Source organism: Paenibacillus anseongensis (assembly GCF_009757995.1).
GTDB classification, from domain to species: Bacteria; Bacillota; Bacilli; order Paenibacillales; family NBRC-103111; genus Paenibacillus_E; species Paenibacillus_E chondroitinus.
Genome location: NZ_WSEM01000016.1, coordinates 107,601 through 127,110, shown reverse-complemented (window position 1 = coordinate 127,110; position 19,510 = coordinate 107,601). Strand labels below are relative to the sequence as shown.

Sequence of the window (19,510 nt, the reverse complement as noted above, 5' to 3'; positions counted from 1 at the left end):
GTAACCGCATGTGGTCTCTGCGGGTCGTGTTTAAGATGGAGATGTTACTCGGGAACGGCTTCGCCCGGCGTGGCCGCTGCAACTCCGGACAAACAATGTTTACCCTTCAGAGAATTTTCTAGATATCTTAGATAACCTGGATAACCACGGTCATATAACAGGTAAAAGGATAACTCTATAGCTAGCGCGGAAACAAAAAAGTCGCTTGAGCTTTTGGCTCCAGCGCTTTTTTGACGATTAGTTCCTGTTGGGCATTTCCGACCATCCGCCCGGCTGCATTACAGGCCCGGGTGGTTCTTTTTCCGGGTTTCAGTTCACCCTGGCTCCGCTTGGAGGTGCATCGCCAATCCATCGCATGAATGCGGCGACATGCTGTGCCCACAGTTCTGGCTGCGCCATCGTCAAGTGTCCCCGCGATATCGAAGTTCCGGGCTGCACGACGTACCGGCCGTTCTTGATCTTGGGGACGAGGCGTTCAAGAACATGGAGTTCTTCGGGGTTGAACTCGTCGTCCGAGAAATTGAGCGCAAACAGCTTCGTTTTGATCTTAGAGAGGCCCGGCTCCGGATCGTAGTCGGCGGACGATTTCAGCGAATACAATATATCGTTGGCATCGATCTGCGCTGCTTGTTTGTGGGTCTTTTTGATAAACTCGTCCGTCACAGGCCCGTCTGGCAAGGTCTCTTGTAGATGGACGACACTGTCGATCATCATCCGCAGCACCGCATAACTCTGCAGCCAACCGCATGGCGGATCTATATAGTTACCACCTTTCCACTCCGGATCGGAGCGAATTGCGTCGGTCACAATATGCCGCCATAATAGATTACGGCCCGACACTTTGATTGGGAGAGACACTACAGGCATTACCCCATCCATAGCGTCAGGATAGGCTTCAGCCCACTGCCAAGCGTTCATGCCGCCCATCGACATGCCGAGGATGGCGTGGAGTCGCTTGATGCCCAGGGTTTCGGTGACGAGCTTATGCTGCAGATCGACAAGGTCGCCGTAACTATAGTTGGGGAAGCCAGCTTTAAGACCATCGCTCGGCTTGCTTGATTGCCCGTGCCCGACGTTATCGACGAAGATCAGATAGTAACGCTGGGTATCGAGTGGCCTTCCCGGATTGTACAGCGCCTTCATGAAACTCGGTGCGAGAAGGGCACGGCTGTCAGCGTCGGTCCAATGAAGTACGAGAACAGCATTATCGATGTCGCCTTTTGCATTGCGGTGCGGCGTTCCCAGAGTCGCGTAATGGATTCGCAGGCGTTCAAGTGTTTCACCACTGCGAAACTTATAATTTTTAAAACAAGCATCCGCTTGTACGGCGCCACTGACAGCTTGTCTATCCCTAGACGCGCTTGGCATGGATACGCCATTTTCCCGCAAAGTCTGAGTGACCGTATGAGCGGATACTTGTCCTGATAACGTGGACGCAAAAAGCAGCGTGCTGCAAAGCACGCCGAATAAGTAGCCCGAATGCAGAATAGCCAAAAGGATAACCTCCAAGGTGTTGAGTGAGACTGCGGGCACGCATTCTATTCACGGTGTCCGTCGCTTCCTTATATTGCCCAATGGAGGTAGAAATATCAGGGATGCCATGCAAGACACGTACCTTGTCAACAACCGATGTCGGACGACACAAACATTGTCCGTTTTTCGACATGAAATCAGGAGGTACTTGTAAGTGTCATACCAAACAATTTAACGGAGATGATGTGCAGCCCTGATCCCAGAAAGATCTGAATCAAAAAATCGTTTCAATCGATAGCAATTCATATGAAATCGTGTTCAAATACGAGACGATAGTGCGTATTCCATGATGTTAATGCCATCCCGCTAAAGATGGCCTTCTCAACAATCTACATCATTCCGCTAACGGAGAACGTTAGTTCGATACGAATTCCGCGGCAGCCGGCCAGAATGATCGGCTGCTTTTTCGTTGAACTAGAGGGAGGATAGTGGAAGAGAATATTTGTAAATCGCCGAATAACTTATTTGATGAAACTCTTAGAGGTGCAAATATGGAAATGAAATGGTTAGCATATCGAATCTATCCTGAGCCATTTGGAACCAAGTATCAGTATACTGATTTAATGAATAAAGCTATTGTTGAAAAGTTGTTTGATTATTGTCAGATATTAGAAGCAATGATTTCAAGAGAAGGTTGGGACTTTTTGATTCATTTTGCCTCATCTTTAAACTAATGCAAACAAGAGCTCAATTAACACGAAGAAACGGCAGCCGCATAAGGACTGCCGTTTTCTCAACTAACGGGCGGGATAGATTAAAATCATACGCAGGGAAACGTACTATAAGCAAGGGCAAGTTATATATTTTCCGCGCCTTGATTATAACCGCTGTCGATCGCGACGTGCTGAATGGACGCGATCAAGGCCACTTCTCCGAATGCGCCTCTCACTCCGACGGAAGCGGTGATTGCCCGACATTAATAGTGGGGGGCATATGGGAAGGAATCGTTCCTTCCTGCATCTCGCCGTCAATGCCCAAGAAATAATGCCGGATCGGGAACAATTGCTCATTCAATTCGTACACGAGCGGGATGCCGGTCGGTATGTTCAGATCGGCGATCCCGTCGGCAGGAACTCGATCCAGATGCTTCACCAACGCCCGCAACGTATTGCCGTGAGCCGCAATGAGAATGTGCTTGCCGGACGTGAGAGCGGGGGCGATTATCTCCTCCCAGTACTTTAACACTCTGCGCTCCGTATCATCGAGATTTTCCGTTAACGGAAATTCCCCTTCTTTTAAAACCCGGTAGCGTGGCGCGGACGCTTCGTATCGGGCATCGTTTTGATTCAATGCAGGTGGGCGAACGTCGACGGACCTGCGCCACAAGTGAACTTGCTCTTCTCCGTATTTCTCGGCCGTCTCGGCTTTGTTCAATCCTTGCAGGGCGCCGTAATGCCGCTCGTTCAGCATCCAGCTTTTGAATTCTGGAATCCACGTCAAATCCATTTCTTGAAGAATGATCCACATCGTTCGAATCGCACGCTTCAGAACCGATGTATGCGCTGCGTCGAAGACGTAACCCTGCTTTCTCAGGATGATTCCGGCTTGTCTTGCTTCTTCGAGACCGTTCGGAGACAAATCCACATCTGTCCAGCCCGTAAATCGGTTCTCGAGATTCCATTCGCTCTGTCCGTGGCGGATCATTACTACTTTGATCATGCGGAATTCTCCTTGTATAAGGATAAGTTGGCCCAACTCAATCATAGTTGTCAGCTTAGGCGAAAGCAAATGACCATAAAAATGGTCAGTATATAGTAATAGCGTCTACTTCCGAGAGTTAGTGCGAGTGGATATGGAAGATTTTATTAGAACTATTATAATTAAGATTCTTGTTGCCGTTTCCTGGCTACGAACGAACGTTCAGAAGGTGTGCTCATCAATCAATATAGTTATCTTAGGTCTCAAAAGTAAGGCATTTGTGCTGCGAGCAAACGACACAAATATGGGCACATTGTATGTATACGACACAAATTAGGAATGAAATTACCGAAATGTGACTACTTAATTTAAGATTAGAGCCCAACAAACCCGATCGTAGTGAAATCAAGAATATACTGCTCATATTATGGCAAAATAATAAAAAAACAATAAGGAGAGATTCCCTTGAAAAGAACGATAGCTGATTCCATCGTGGAATCCCTTCTGAACGCCGGCGTAAAGCGAATTTACGGCATTATCGGCGATTCGCTTAATGCCTTGCTCGATGCGATCCGTCGTTCCGGAAAAATAGAATGGATCCATGTCCGCCACGAAGAGGTTGCAGCGTTCGCGGCTGGCGCGGATGCCACCCTCAGCGGAGGAATCGCCGTTTGTGCGGGTAGCAGCGGACCTGGTAATTTACATCTCATTAACGGTTTGTACGATTGCCATCGAAACCGGGTGCCAGTACTTGCGATTGCCGCTCATATTCCGAGCAGTGAAATTGGCAGCGGCTTTTTTCAAGAGACACGTCCGGACATGTTGTTTCAGGAATGCAGCTTCTTTTGTGAAGTCGTAACCGGACCGAGGCAAATACCTCGAGCGGTTACGATGGCGATGCAAACCGCGACGGCAAGGTCGGGAGTGTCTGTCTTAGTTCTTCCTGGTGATGTAGCCGCTTTCGAATACGACGAAAGCCCGGTTCCAGAAAGCGTCATCCATTCCACCCGGCCAATTGTCTGCCCTTCTACAGACGAATTGAAGACGCTTGCCGACTACTTAGATAAAGGCAAGAGGATCACCTTGCTGTGCGGTGCTGGCTGCTCGGGAGCTCATGCTTCGCTCATGAAGCTGTGCGAGAAACTGCAATCCCCGATGGTCATAGCGCTGCGAGGAAAAGAATATCTGGAATATGACAACCCGTATTCCGTCGGATTAACCGGCCTCATCGGATATTCATCAGGATACCACGCCATGATGGAATGCGATGTCTTACTCATGCTGGGTACCGATTTTCCATACCGGCAATTTTATCCGCAAGAAGCGACCATCCTTCAGGTTGATTTGGATCCCTCCCGACTAGGCCGGCGAACGCCGCTCGCATACGGGGTGTGCGGAGACATAAAGACGACGGTCGAAATGCTGTTACCCCTATTAATGGAACCGCACTCCCCTGATCACCTGCAGCACTTTGCAGAACATTATGCCAAAGTCCGCGAGGAACTGGACAACCTTGCAGCTCCTGGTCGAGCTCCTATTCATCCACAATTCCTCATGAAGGTAATCAGCGATCTCGCAGATGAGGATGCCATTTTTACTTGCGATGTTGGGACGCCGACTGTGTGGGCTGCCCGATACATGAGCATGAATGGAAAAAGAAGGCTACTTGGCTCGTTTAACCACGGGACAATGGCGAACGCCATGCCCCAGGCGATTGGGGCGCAGGTTGCGCAACCGGGACGCCAGGTCATATCGCTGTCTGGGGACGGGGGACTCACGATGCTGCTCGGAGATCTATTGACTCTTCGTCAGCAAAAGCTCCCGATCAAGATCGTTGTCTTTAATAATGGCGCGCTTGCATTCGTGGAATTGGAAATGAAAGCAGCTGGCTTTTTAGAATTCGGAACGGAACTCGACAATCCAAACTTTGCGGCACTTGCTCAAGCCATGGGAATCGAAGGAATTCGCGTCGAGGATCCGAATGACTTGGAAAGCGCCGTTCGCCGAACGCTCAAACACAGCGGTCCGGTAGTGTTAGACGTCGTCGTCAATCGTCAGGAGCTGGCAATGCCGCCGAAAATCAACCTCGAGCAGGCTCGCGGATTTACGATGTGGATGCTGAAAGCCGTTTTGAACGGGCAAGGCAACGAAGTCATCGAACTGGCGAAAACCAATCTCCTTCGGTAATAAATAGGAGTACTTGGACTCCTGCAACTGCTGCCTTAGTCGCAAGTTTAAAATAGCCCCCATCTGATTGCCAGATGAGGGCTATTACGCTTACGTTAATACAAATAGAATTACAGCCAGTTACATCGCAAATATCTCTAGTATGTATCGGTATTTATTCGATTTGGTGCCTATGTCCAATTAATGAGGTAGAGAACTTTGAGCAATCGGCAGTCCGTTAAACTAAAGGGCAGAATACTTCCAATATATGCTAATATAGATTGTAGAGTTAAGAGCCCATATTGGATATTTTCAAAAGGAAATATGATATAACTTATTCATTTTATTTTCAGAGAGGGAGAATAATCATTACATTAGATTTAATGAATTCGACTGAATTTCAGGACTACCTTAATTCTGCTATTACGAGCTATGCAAAAAGCAACGTGCAATCTGGTAATTGGAACGAACAGGATTCTATTAGTAAGGCAACAGAACAATATGCACACCTTTTGCCTGATGGCGAGAAAACCACTGATAACAAATTGTTTACAATTCGTTCTAACGGCCAAGAGGTTGGAATGATTTGGTTTGCAGTCAAACCAAACAATAAAGGGTTTATTTACGATATAAAAATTAGGGAGGATTACCGAGGTCAAGGTTTTGGCAAGCAAGCGATGGAAGATATAGAAAAGTTGGGAAGAGAAATTGGCATCAAGAGTATAGGACTTCATGTCTTTGCCCATAACCAAATTGCTCGTGGTTTATATGAAAAGTTAGGCTATGAAGAAACGAGTATCGTAATGGCAAAAGAATTATAAACTCTATTTGCCTTTGCTCAACTAAAGGGCAGAATACTTCCAATATCTGCTATAATTGATTCAATTAATCTTTAGGAGGATGAGGCAGATGCTTGGTCTACCGAAAAGGGAAGTTTATCTTGTTCCTTGGACGAATGAGTGGGTAACAGAATTTAGGAATGAAAGTGAAAAGATTAAATTTGAACTTGGTGAACTTGTCCTAGCAGTTCACCATATTGGGAGTACAGCTGTAAAGAGCTTGTCGGCCAAACCAGTAATAGATATTGCAATCGAACTGAATGATTATCAACTCGGTATTCAATGTGTTGAGGGATTGGAACGACTTGGTTATGAATATAAAGGAACAAATATACTGCCAGAAAGGTATTACTTTAGCAAAGGAGAGCCCAGAACTCATCAGATACACATGTTTCAAACAAACAATTTATATATGAAAAAGCAACTCGCATTTCGGGATTTTTTACAGAACGACAGCGAGGCATTGAATGCATACCAAGCTCTAAAGGAAAAACTTTCGAGTACTCATTATACCGATAAAATTACTTATTCTCATGCAAAAACGGATTTTATTAATGCTATTTTAAAGAACTTAGGATTCAATTAACGGGACACGATAGGGTAATGAGCAGGGAGCAGCCCGCCACGCGGCAGCTGCTCTCTGGTTTCGTTAAAGTAACTTGCAGAATTCTTTAGTTACAATTAAAGGGATTGGGCAAATGTGTAGGGAAGAAATTCAATCAAAAAGATGAAGAGGTACAAGGAGATGTTCGCTAAGTGGAAATTGATTTGTTACTGATTGACTTTCTCTTGAAGAAATATAATTCAGAAAAGAATGGCATGCTTCAAGTGATTGAACAATTATCAGACGAAGATATTATATGGGCACCTACACCAGAAAGTAATAGCGTTGCCAACTTAGTTGCCCATATATGGGGTACAGTTCATCAACGAATTGAAACAGTATTCTTTAATATTCCAGATACAAGGGACAGGGATAAGGAATTTCAACGCGAACTAAAAATGACAAGAGGTCAGGCCATAGAACTTATTGGCAAGTCTTTTGACCGTATCATTGAGGTCTTGGAAACGGTAAAAGCTACGCCAAAAACATTACTTGAACAACCTTATCTGAACTTGCCACCATTAACGAGTAGTGGTGTTGACAACCAAGCTACTGTACTCGAAATGATTCTGCACCAATTTAGACATTTACCAGGTCACACAGGGCAAATAGTGTACATTGCTAAAATGAGAAAAGGGCGACTACAGTGGTAATTTTTTGCAGGAGTTGCTCTTTTTTATTTTTGACTTAAGCGACTTGATTGAACAGTTCAAGGAAAACGATGAGTAATGGCTTTAATAATCCAGCTTCGAAAGATATTTTTCGAGTAGGATACACAACGAATCTTACTCCAGAAGTGATAAAAAAATCAGTGGTTGAAAATGTTCATTTTATTTACGGTATGTTAGAGGACAAAAACATATATCAATTATCAGCCGCGTATGACACGGTTTTTTTATTTTATGGATACAACTTCTTGTCTTTTCCAAAAGACAAGAAGTTGTATTGCTTTCCATTGATAGACATAATGATGATATGTTCCCCGAGGTAATTGAACGATGCATTCTCGAGGGTTATTTTTCATAATACTATACACATTAGTGTCTCTTAATTCGGATTACTATATATTTTTAAAAGTACGTTAAGCAATCGAATTCTACATGGTATTTTGTCGTTTGCAGCCTTTGTAAAACTAACGGTCGGAATAACGAAAATTACAATATTGGTAATCGTGTAATTTATTAAAAACAACCTTTGAGGTGGGGCATAATAAACCTAATATGGGAAAAAGTCGTAGTGGCCTGAGGTTGACATTGTCATTTATTGCCTCGCTCACGCATTCCGAATTCCAACGGGTAGGAAAAACTGATCAATGTCCCCCCCTTGTACCGAAGTCTCTCCCGTATCGCCTTCTAATCATCGCCCTTATACTAAGAACATAGCGAGCGAGACAGTAAAAAGCTTATGATTCTCAACTGTTGCGATATGATATATGACCGATTACGAGGCTTACGATGGCGGCGCTTGCGATTGCAATACTGCCAGCCATCATCGTTTTCCTACTGTTTCAGGAGCTAGAACATGAAAGGAATGACCGCTGGAGCAGTCAAAGGGTGAAGGAGGACATGCAGATGAAGTTGCGCTTTAAAGGGGATACTACCGATTTGCAAGCGGGAATTCAGCTATTGTTACAAGAGCTACATATTACCGTAGAGGAAGATGGGGTTATTGTACAAGTGGAACCATCCGCGGGCGATTTGGAGGTAGGGCTTGAGCAAGGGAAGGCTTATATACGTTATGGGCTAAAGCACCAGTTTTTCCGTGGACTTGGTCTTCTCGTACAGCACGGCCGCTGTGGAGAAGCATTTCAACTCCAGGAAAAACAACAGTTTGATACGATCGGACCGATGTTCGATTTGTCCCGCAATGCAATTTTGACTTTGGACAGCTTTAAATTCATGCTGAATAAGATGGCCTTGATGGGGTTGAACACCGTCATGTTATATATGGAGGATACGTATGAAATTAGCGGTGAGCCTTATTTCGGATATATGCGGGGCCGGTATTCGCAGGCGGAATTAAAAGAGATCGATGACTACGCGGATCAATTTGGTATCGAGGCATTTCCGAGTATTCAGACACTCGCGCATCTAGAGGAGTTCCTCAAATGGGAGCCTGTGAAGCATTATAAGGATACGAAAGGTGCGCTGTTGGTAGGGGAAGAAAAGACGGATCTATTGGTGGAGCAGATGATTGAGGCTGCCAGTGCGCCATTTCGCAGTCGCAAAATTCATATTGGTATGGATGAGGCGGAGGAGCTCGGGCGCGGAAAATATTTGGATTTGAATGGATTCGCGAGCCGATTTGATATTATGACGACGCATTTGGAGAAAGTACTGAAGGTTGCACAAGGGCGCGGCTTGAAGCCTATGATGTGGAGCGATATGTTCTTGAAGCTTGCTTCCGAGGGCGGCGGTGACTATTACAATGAAGATACTCAAATTTCGGAGGAAATGGCTCGCCGCATCCCCAAAGATGTGGATTTGGTGTATTGGGATTACGTCCATACGGAACGAGATGAATATGAGAGCTTGATCGCCAAACACCGTCCGCTCGGTTGTAATTTGGTATTCGCTGGCGCTGTGTGGGTATTTAATACGTTCGGTGTAAACTACGGCTTGTCCCTGAATGCTTCGGATACCGCACTTCAAGTTTGCAAAAAAGAGGGTATTCGCGAGGTGTACGCAACCATGTGGGGTGACGATGGGATGGAGAGCAATCCGTTCATCGCTTTGTTAGGCTTACAGCTTTATGCTGAACACGCATACTCGGAGGAAAAACCAGATTGGGCGCGAATCTCAGAGCGGGTTAAATTCTGTACAGGCATTGAAGCTGATGTATACCTGCAGCTCAAATATTTAGACGAGACGCCTGGATCCGAGCCGGACAATCGGAAGCAGAGCAATCCTTCGAAGTTTCTATTGTATCAGGATGTGCTGCTCGGGATGTTTGACAAGCAAATTGAGGGACTCGACATGTCGGCGCATTATGCGAAAGTGGAGCAGAACATTCGCAGCCGCCGCGATGACAATGCCGCGCTCGATTATTTGTTTGAAGTACCGGAGAAGCTATGTGGGGTGCTTAGGCAAAAAAGCGAAATTGGCATCGAGTTGAAGCGGGCATACGATGCTAAGGATTGGGAGACGCTGAAACACATCGCAACAAATGTGCTGCCTGCGATCGGGGAAGCTGTGCGGGAGCTGCGAAGTGCCCATCGAACGCAGTGGCTGAGTATGTTTAAGCCGTTCGGATGGGAAGTTATCGATATTCGCTACGGCGGTGTCATCAATCGATTGGAGACAGCTTCCTTTAGGCTTCTTGAATATGTTGAGGGCCGGATTGGACGAGTCGAAGAGCTGGAAGAGGAGCGTTTGTTATACAGCACCACCAACAGGTTCACCAATAAAGGGGTGGGCTGGTGCAGCTATTATTACCGGATGGCATCGCCAAATGTCTTCTTCCATGTTTTGAATCCTTTCTAAGGAAGTCGGCAAGAGCCTTCAGAAGCTACGGAGGGTATTGCGATGTTTTGTTTAAATTGCGTGTTTCACCGTTGCCCATAATTTTCTACAAAGCCCTTAAGGGGCTTTATTTTTTTTGAAGCTTAAACAGTCGTGTGTTCCTAGTTTTGTCGTTTTTGATCAACCAAGCCAGGTATATTTCCCTAAAGTAAAGAAACAAGAAGCGGATAACGAAATAGTTGATCCGGGATTTAAGATATAACTGCAGTAAAAAGTATATTTAAAACATTAGTCGAGTCAGTTAAGTCTACCAATGGTGATTGGCAATGTATTATTCTAGACCATGCAGATGCTGATATATACGGTGATATTGAAAATGTTAATGAAGTAGTTGAATGGAGAAATGGGAAAAAGTTAATTCCTGAAGAGTGGTATACATAAGGTAGTTGAGAGCAAGAATCTAATCGGGTCATAGGGAGGAATATTGCTCCGTCTAAAGTTGTTTTTTATACTATCGGCAATCTCGGAGAGCATACTGCGACCAACTATTAATCAAGTTGACTATTAAAACTTTATTTTCAAAAAGACACATCGTCCAATTAAAAGACGGTGTGTCTTTTTGAATTTTTGAAATGATGCGGGCCGCGGGAATAGATTAAGTTCTTATCGTCCGAATAGATTAGTGCTGTAAATTAATGTGCTACGTCTAACAGATATTTTGGACATTTCCTCACCAAATCGAAATTTTTTTTGCAGCAGTTTTTCGTATCTATATAGATACATTTGAAAGAAGAGATTGTAGCATGTCTGCAAAGTATACAGTAGAAGTTGCCCTTGAACTGTCGAAGGCGTTGGTATATGAGAGTTTTTGATAATCCAACAAAGTATAATAAAGAACTTAGTAAATACGTTGATTCAATATGTAAGCAGGTTGACTATATAAAATAAAAAGAAAGAACTATTGAATATAATTTAATCCAACACGATGGCTTTTCCGCGGTCTGATATATGTCAGTTAGACAAGAAGAGGAGATACTCTTCCTGAGCAAGTTTTATATAGGCAAGGAGCATTGGGGACAGCCAAGCGATGGTATTTCTAGAAATGCTATACAAAGGCCGTAACCTAAACTCAATTTGGTTTACAGTCAATCGAAATAACGAATCCAGTATTGCGGTATACGAGAAAAAGGGCTTCAGGACTGTGCGAGAACAAATTGCGGATATCGGGAATGGATTCGTAATGGATGATTTTATTATGGAAAAAGAAATTCCGGTTCCATAATACCAGAGTTCAATAAGCTACAAGCGAAGCTGCCGTATTTTTCTATCGGTGGCCTCGCTGGCTAACGGGACACATTAGTTGAAAGATATAATGTTGACAAAAAATCGTGAATGATACCATATAGCATATCTTCTATTTGGCGCAGATTTTGAGGCTTTCGAAAAGGCATGCGAACGTCAAAAGCCTCCGTCAGGGTCGATAATTGGTGAAATACTCCGAAATCTGCGAAACCCCAAAAAAATATTAGTATAATCAGCTTATTGGAAATAATATCAAGTATTATATAATGGTTTTGACAGGAAGTAGAATCTATTAATCGGTAAGATGAGGTGTATTAATGAAAGAAGACAAAGGAAGCCCAACCTCCACTTTTCCCCTTCTCAAAACAGACGGAGGAAAAACGAAGTCCAACGCCATTGAGATTCCTTCCATTTCTTTGCCCAAGGGCGGCGGAGCCATGAAGAGCATCGATGAAAAGTTTTCGGTCAACGCCGTGAATGGGACGGCTTCCTTATCGATCCCGCTGCCCTTCTCGCAAACCAGGGACGGCGCTGCACCCGCCTTGCAGTTGTCATACAGCTCGGGCGCCGGGAACGGTGTTTTCGGACTAGGGTGGTCATTAAGTCTGCCGTCTATAAAACGCAAAACCGACAAAGGGCTCCCGCAATATAAGGATGAGCTCGATTCGGATATCTTTCTGTTTTCCGAAGCGGAAGACCTTGTTCCGCAATTTGCTAAAGATGAGCATGGCCGTTACGTCACGGATGCGTACGGAAATTACAAGATCAAAAAAAAAGACTCACCGGACGGCTTGTACACGATTAGGTATTACAGGCCTCGTATAGAAGGCCTATTTGCCAGAATTGAGCGGTGGTCGCGAAAATCGGCCCAAGAAGTCAAATGGCGGGTCATTTCGAAGCAAAACGTCACGACGTTGTTCGGATGGAGTGCGGCGTCAACAATTTCCGACCCGAAGGATGCCACTAAAGCATTTGCTTGGCTGCCTGAGTTCGTCTTCGACGATAAAGGCAACTGTGTTCATTACATTTACAAGAAGGAAGACGATAAAGGATTTGACGAAACACTATTGCACAATCGAAACCGCACGGCAGACGGAACGATTACCTATGCCAATTTATATGTGGAGAAGGTGCTGTACGGCAACAAAACGCCATACCGACAATTAAACAACGCCTATCCGGATGAAGCGGATTACCTGTTTCAAACCGTATTCGATTACGGGGAATATGACACTAACGCTCCCTATTCAAAAACAAAAGATTGGGATTTTAGGACGGACGCCTTTTCCGATTACAGAGCCGGCTTCGAAATCAGAACGACGAGACTATGCAGGAGAGTCATGCTGTTCCACCGTTTTTCCGAACTTATCGGCGGTTCTGCGCTGGTAAAATCGTTGGACTTCGGCTACGACGCCGCAAGCGAAGCCGGTTTTACGTACCTTACTTCCATCACTTCCTGCGGATATATCAAGAAAGCGGACGGAACCTATTCGGTGAAAAAGCTGCCGCCCAACGAGTTTGAATATGAACAGCTCGACTGGAACAGTGAGGTCAAATCGATAGCTGAGGATCATATCACTCATGCGCCGGCCGGACTGGACGAACCGGCTTATCAATTCACGGATTTATTCAGCGAAGGCCTATCGGGCATTCTGACCGAACAAGCGGAAGGCTTGTATTATAAACGAAATTTAGGCGGCGGTCGGTTTGCACAGGCAAAGCTCGTTTCGCCGAAGCCCTCTTTTGCTGGTGTCGGTTCAAGGTTACAATTGATGGATCTGGATGCGGACGGAAGCAAGCAGTTGGTAAGCATGAACAACGAACCAAGAGGGTATTTTGAATTAGGCGATCAGGAAGATTGGCAGCCGTTCCGGACGTTTGACAACTGGCCCAATATCCATTTCGGCGAAGCGAATGTTAGGATGGTTGACCTTAATGGGGATGGGAAACCGGAGGTTTTGATTACTGAAGATCACGTATTTTCCTGGTATGAATCGGCAGGCCGCCAAGGATTTGAACAATACCATAGAACAAGCAAGCCGTTTGATGAAGAAGAAGGCCCTTGTCTCGTCTTCTCTGATTCCGAGCAAACGATTTACTTGGCGGATATGTCAGGCGACGGGCTGACGGATATCGTCAGGATCAGGAACGGTGAAATTTGCTATTGGCCAAACCTCGGTTACGGCCGATTTGGCGCTAAGGTGGGCATGGACAACGCCCCGGTAGTCGATCATGACGGTTCATTCAATCCGTCCTATTTGCGATTAGCCGATATTGACGGCTCCGGTACCGCCGATGTTATTTATTTAGGCCAAAACAAGTTTTCCTGCTGGAAAAATGTATGCGGAAATGCATTCCACAACTCGCCTTTTGAAATCGAATCGTTTCCCGACATCCACCCACAGGCCCAAGTCACGGTTGCCGACTTGCTTGGCAATGGTGTCGCCTGCATCGTTTGGTCAAGCTCTTTGTCCAAGGATAACCAAGCGCCATTCAAGTACATAGACCTAATGAACAGCAAAAAACCCCACATCATGACCGCTTACAAAAACAACCTCGGCAAAGAAGTGAAACTGACATATACTCCCTCGACGACCTTTTATATGGAAGACAAGGTCACGGGCAATCCATGGATAACTAAACTGCATTTCCCAGTCCATTGCATTTCCAGTACGGAAACAAGAGATACGATTACAGGGCATCGTTTCGTCAGCTCTTACCGCTACCATCACGGCTATTATGACCATGCCGAAAAAGAATTCAGGGGCTTCGGCATGGTTGAACAGACGGATGCCGAACATTTCGAGCATTGGGCCAAAGTGGATGCAAGCCATGTCGTGGACAAGACCTTGCATCAGGATCCCGTGGTGATCAAAACCTGGTTCCATATCGGTGCCTTCAAGGACACGGACATTTTACTCAATCAGAATGCTCGGCAATATTGGCATGAAGACATGGCAAGGCAAGGTTATGCTGTCGTCCACCCTGAAGTCCCTTTGCCGGATGCAAGGATCATCGCAGGGCCCGGACTTGCCCCTTCCCTAATCGACCATCTAGGCGCTTTGGAATGGGGAGAAGCGTTGCGCGCTTGCAAAGGCATGGGACTGCGCTCGGAAACATTCGCTTTAGATGCCCCGCCGGCAGGGGCGACGCCGGATCAAATCCAAAAACAATTAACTCCATATACCGTTGCGACCCACAATTGCGTCATTGAGCTTTTGCAGCCGAAAGGTCAAAATCAACACGCCGTATTCATCGTCAAAGAGAGCGAGGCCATCACCTACAGCTACGAGCGGAACACGGAGGACCCGCGCATTGCCCATACGCTTAACATCAAACTTGACGAATATGGAAACGTGCTTGAATCAGCCTCGGTCGTTTATCCGCGAGCCAAAGCTGACGCAACCTTACCAATAGAAATACAAAGAGAGCAGAGCAAAACACTGATTACCTATACGCAAAACAGCTTTACTAATGATATCGATGCCGACGCTTCTTATAGGCTGCGGCTCCCGGCTGAAACGAAGACATACGAATTGAGGGGGGTTCCGAAGAACGGCGGGCTGTATGCAGTGAAAGATTTTGAGAACATGGTTACGGCTGCCGTCGAAGCGGAATATCATCAGATTGATAAAAATCCTCCACACGGGACTTCACAGAAAAGATTAATTGAACATGTGCGCACGATTTATCGCAGCGATAATCTCAAGGATGCATTGCCGTTATATCAGCTGGCATCTTTGGCGCTACCCTACGAAAACTATCAATTAGCCTATACACCTACACTGGTAGACAATATTTTTGGCGCGAAGGTCAATGAAGATCTGATGCTGGAAGGGAAGTTTACACACAGAGAGGGTGATGACAGCTGGTGGATTCGCTCGGGAACGACCCAGGTTGTCGATACGGGAGAAGCCATTGCCGATGCGAGGAACCGCTTTTATCTTCCGGTTTCCTATACCGATCCGTACGGTGCCAAAACAAAGGTGCAGTATGATAGCAGCTACCGCCTCTACATTGAGGAAATCGAGGACTCAGCAGGCAATCGAACCAGGGCCGAGCTTTATAATTTCAGGACGCTTTCTGTGCAGCGAATGAAAGATCCGAATCAAAATATTACCGAAGCTATAAAGGATGAATTGGGCTTGGTAAAGGCGATGGCGGTATTTGGCAAAGGCGATGAAGCCGATGATCTGATAGGCTTAAACGAGTTTTCATCGCCGTCGGAAGCTACGCTCGTCAATGATTTCTTCCTTGCTCCGGCTGCGCATGGAAAAGATTTATTGCAGCATGCCACGGCAAGATTCGTCTATGACTTTGATGCTTATCAGAATTCGGGCAAACCAGTGGTTGTCGCCTCCATCTCGCGGGAAGAGCATTATAAAATAAACAATAATTCACCTGTTCAGATCGGTTTGGAATACTCCAACGGACTTGGGCAGGTAGTGATGAAAAAGGCTCAATCCGAACCGGGACCGGCTAAGCAAGTGATTGTTAATCCCGATAATTCTTACCTGGTGACGGACATCGATACCGCCTTGATGAACCCCAAGCAGCTGCGATGGATAGGAAACGGCAGGACCGTGCTTAACAACAAAGGCAATGCCGTCAAACAATATGAGCCCTACTTTTCGGTAGCGCACCAGTATGAAGAGCTCAAGGAATTGGTGGAGACCGGGGTTACGTCAATCTTATTTTACGATGCACCGGGACGTCTCATTAAAACCGAAATGCCAGACGGTACTTTGTCGCGAACGGAATTCGATTCCTGGAAACAAGTTGCTTTCGACCAGAACGACACGGTTTTGGAATCTTCCTGGTATGACAATCGCGCCAACCGACGCATCGATGCCAATCTCATTGCGGCGGGCAAAAGCCCGGAAAGGGAAAAATCGGCTGCCGATAGAGTAGCCAAGCATGCTGATACCCCTAAAGTCCAGCACTTTGATACATTGGGCAGACCAGTATTATCGGTAGACCATAATAAACATTTGAAAGCCGATGAGGATGAATTTTATTTAACTAGAGTCGATCTTGATATTGAAGGAAACGTGCGCAAAGTAACCGATGCCCGCGGCAATACGGTAATGGATTACAAGTACGACATGCTGGGCAATAAGGTCTATCAGCGCAGTATGGATGCCGGGGCTCGATGGCTGCTGACGAATATACTAGGCAATCCGCTGCGTACTTGGGATGAGCGAGAGCATGAATTCCAATATTTTTACGATTTTTTGCATCGTCCCACCTACAGTAAGGTGATCGGCGGGGATGGAGAAAAACCTCTAAACCATATATTCGATCGGATTTTTTATGGTGAAACGGAGGTAAACCCTGAGCTAAAAAACCTTAGAGGGCAGGTTATCAGGCATTATGACACTGGCGGAATTTTGATATCGCCTGAATACAATTTCAAAGGACAGCCAAAATCCACTATCCGTAAGCTATTTAAAAATTATAAAGACGTCGTCAACTGGATAGATGCCAACTTAGACTCGGAACTTGAATCCGAAAGCTATACCTTTATCACGGAAACGGACGCCATCGGAAGAATCACGAAACAAATCGCGCCTGACGGAAGCATCATCACACCATCATATAACGAAGCGGGATTGCTGAACAGCGAAAGCGTCACTCACGCAGGTATAGCCGCTGCCTCTGACTATATCAAAGACATTGACTACAATGAAAAAGGCCAGCGCAATGAAATCATCTATGGGAATGATGTAATCACCCGATTTTATTATGACAAAGAAACATTCCGGCTTAGGCGTATGGAAACAAAACGGCAGAACGGCGATTTGCTTCAAGATTGGAATTATACTTATGATCCGATGGGCAATATCACCCATATTGAAGACAAGAACATTCCGGTTGTATTTTTTGATAACCAGTTCATTAGCGGGGTTTCTACTTATACCTACGATGCCCTTTATCGTCTCGCTGAGGCTACCGGAAGGGAAAACCTTGCGTCGCTCACCTTCGACAGCAAAGACAATTGGAGCGACACCGCTTTCTTGCAGCGACTAAACCAAGGCGATCCGTTGGCTATGCGGAATTATAACCAAAGTTATCAATATGACTCCGTCGGCAATATCCTGCAAATGCGGCATCAAGCCGTCGGCAACAATTGGGTAAGGGATTATAACTATCAGTCTGCGAATAATCGCCTGATCAGCACGCAAATAGGAGTAAATACTTACAGCTATCCGCATCATTCACGACATGGCTTTATGACCGCTATGCCTCATTTGGAACAAATGGGATGGAACTTTAAAGAAGAACTAGTAACAACCATTCGCCAGAAACGAACGGACGGCGGCACGCCGGAAACAACCTTTTACCAATATGATGGTCAAGGTCAGCGAATTAGGAAAATAACCGAGAATCAAGCCGGCGCGGGGGCAGTTCCAAGCAAAAAAGACGAGCGGATTTATGTAGCCGGCTATGAACTTTACAAACAACACAGCGGTGCGGATGCGGGGTTGGAACGCACAAGCTTGAGCCTGATTGATAAGGAGCATCGATTTGTGGTGATAGACACCGAAACCAAGCCGCGGGTGGTATTAGGCGTACCGATGGGACGCAGTAGTCCTGAACTAACGGTGCGTTATCAACTGCACAATTATCTGGGTTCGGCGTCGTTGGAGTTGGATGATACTGCTCGAGTCATTAGTTACGAGGAATACCACCCTTACGGTACCAGTGCCTATCAATCCAAAGATGCAGCAATAAAAGCCGCTGCCAAACGCTACCGTTACACAGGGAAAGAAAGAGATGAGGAAAGCGGTTTATATTATCACGGTGCCAGGTACTATATGCCATGGGTAGTCAGGTGGATAAACTGTGATCCAGCAGGATTAAAAGATGGGCTTAACATTTATGCCTACGTAAAAGGGAATCCAATAAAGTTTTCTGATCCGGATGGAAGAGGGGCATGGTTAAATCGAGGAATCGGTTTATTACAGGTTGTCGGCGGCGTAATGGAAATTTCAGCAGGATCAGCAGGAGTAGCTGCTCCAACAGGAGTTACGCAAGTATTAGGTGTAGTTGCAATCATTCATGGCATTGATACTGCTGCAACAGGAATTCGTACCATCGTGTCCGGAGAAGTACAACATACATTGACTGAGCAAGCAGCGTCCGGAACTGCGCGCGCTTTAGGAGCAAGCGAGAAGACCGCCGGTCGAATCGGAGCGGGAGTCGATTTTGTAGCAGGGGTAGGCCCTAGTGTTGCTATTGGAGCAACTAAGGCGGCAGTGAGTGGTGCATCGGAAGTGTTGACTCATGCGGCACCGGAAGCGGCATCGCATGCAGCGCCGGAAGCGGCTGCGCATGCGGCGCCGGCCGCGGCCGCGCATGCGGCACCGGCAGCTGCAGCACATGCGGCACCGGCAGCTGCAGCACATGCGGCACCGGCAGCTGCAGCGCATGCGGTACCGGCAGCTGCAGCACATGCGGTACCGGCGGCTGCAGCGCATGCGGTGCCGGCTGCGGCATCGCATGCGGTACCGGAAGCGCTGCAACGTATTCAGCTAATCGAAAGGATGCAGCAAATTGTAACGGAAAGTGCACGAGTAGCAGATGAAGCGATTGCTAGGGTAGACAGGTCAATGTTAAGCCGGTTTCTAAAACCAGGTCATGTAAACAACTTGCTAAGGGGTAAATTTACTATGGCCATACGCGGCATTTTCGTCGAATCGCGATCACGGGCATTGTTTGCACTTGACTCAGCTATTGCACCGCATGTAGGTCCTGGTGGTTACTTAGGCATGAGACATGTCGTCGGTTTAGGTCCAAGACGAGCCTTTGCGGACTTCTTTGGTACCAATGGCGGGTTATTGTCCGGCATGGCTATCGATATTACGACTAACGCCGGACGAGCCGCCCACCTTGCGCGCGGATATTTAGAGAAGGGTCTGATTCTCACGTATTAACCACAAAAAAATATAGAATGTTTAAGGGAG

At 46.2% G+C, this 19,510-nt stretch carries 12 protein-coding genes; 10 read left to right on the top strand and 2 right to left on the bottom strand.

Annotated elements, in window-relative coordinates; all coding sequences use genetic code 11:
- Nucleotides 1-309: 309 nt before the first annotated feature.
- A complete protein-coding gene (locus GON05_RS16840) occupies nt 310-1,494 on the bottom strand; it encodes an alpha/beta fold hydrolase (RefSeq protein WP_220138822.1) in 1,185 nt (394 codons plus the stop codon).
- 467 nt (nt 1,495-1,961) lie between these two features.
- Here GON05_RS16840 and GON05_RS16835 point away from each other — a divergent pair, with 467 nt between their 5' ends.
- Entirely contained in the window at nt 1,962-2,207 is a 246-nt protein-coding gene (locus GON05_RS16835; protein WP_157320159.1) for a hypothetical protein, read from the top strand.
- Nucleotides 2,208-2,418: 211 nt separating this feature from the next.
- On the opposite strand, the gene gpmA is transcribed toward GON05_RS16835, so the two are convergent.
- Nucleotides 2,419-3,192, bottom strand: a complete 774-nt coding sequence (gene gpmA / locus GON05_RS16830; RefSeq protein WP_157320158.1) for a 2,3-diphosphoglycerate-dependent phosphoglycerate mutase — start codon at nt 3,190-3,192, stop codon at nt 2,419-2,421.
- Nucleotides 3,193-3,636: 444 nt separating this feature from the next.
- On the opposite strand from gpmA, the gene poxB reads away from it, so the two are divergent.
- From poxB to GON05_RS16785, 9 genes are all read left to right on the top strand, one after another.
- Nucleotides 3,637-5,358 carry a ubiquinone-dependent pyruvate dehydrogenase gene (gene poxB, locus GON05_RS16825; RefSeq protein WP_157320157.1) on the top strand — a complete coding sequence of 574 codons (1,722 nt, stop codon included), beginning with the start codon at nt 3,637-3,639 and terminating at the stop codon, nt 5,356-5,358.
- Between the two features lie 362 nt (nt 5,359-5,720).
- Nucleotides 5,721-6,158 (top strand): GNAT family N-acetyltransferase, encoded by a 438-nt coding sequence (locus GON05_RS16820; protein WP_157320156.1) that lies wholly within the window; start codon nt 5,721-5,723, stop codon nt 6,156-6,158.
- Between the two features lie 88 nt (nt 6,159-6,246).
- Complete coding sequence (locus tag GON05_RS16815) at nt 6,247-6,762, top strand: GrpB family protein (protein ID WP_157320155.1); 516 nt, start codon at nt 6,247-6,249, stop codon at nt 6,760-6,762.
- Between the two features lie 170 nt (nt 6,763-6,932).
- Entirely contained in the window at nt 6,933-7,433 is a 501-nt protein-coding gene (locus tag GON05_RS16810) for a DinB family protein (protein WP_157320154.1), read from the top strand.
- Nucleotides 7,434-8,351: 918 nt separating this feature from the next.
- Complete coding sequence (locus tag GON05_RS16805; protein ID WP_157320153.1) at nt 8,352-10,262, top strand: beta-N-acetylhexosaminidase; 1,911 nt, start codon at nt 8,352-8,354, stop codon at nt 10,260-10,262.
- Nucleotides 10,263-10,377: 115 nt separating this feature from the next.
- Nucleotides 10,378-10,503 (top strand): DUF3732 domain-containing protein, encoded by a 126-nt coding sequence (locus GON05_RS40100; protein WP_157320152.1) that lies wholly within the window; start codon nt 10,378-10,380, stop codon nt 10,501-10,503.
- Entirely contained in the window at nt 10,500-10,682 is a 183-nt protein-coding gene (locus GON05_RS40095) for a DUF3732 domain-containing protein (RefSeq protein WP_181646186.1), read from the top strand. The genes GON05_RS40100 and GON05_RS40095 overlap by 4 nt, the downstream gene beginning before the upstream one ends.
- A gap of 646 nt (nt 10,683-11,328) precedes the next feature.
- A complete protein-coding gene (locus GON05_RS16790) occupies nt 11,329-11,523 on the top strand; it encodes a GNAT family N-acetyltransferase (protein ID WP_181646109.1) in 195 nt (64 codons plus the stop codon).
- Between the two features lie 337 nt (nt 11,524-11,860).
- Complete coding sequence (locus GON05_RS16785) at nt 11,861-19,480, top strand: SpvB/TcaC N-terminal domain-containing protein (protein WP_181646108.1); 7,620 nt, start codon at nt 11,861-11,863, stop codon at nt 19,478-19,480.
- The last annotated feature ends 30 nt before the right edge of the window (nt 19,481-19,510 follow it).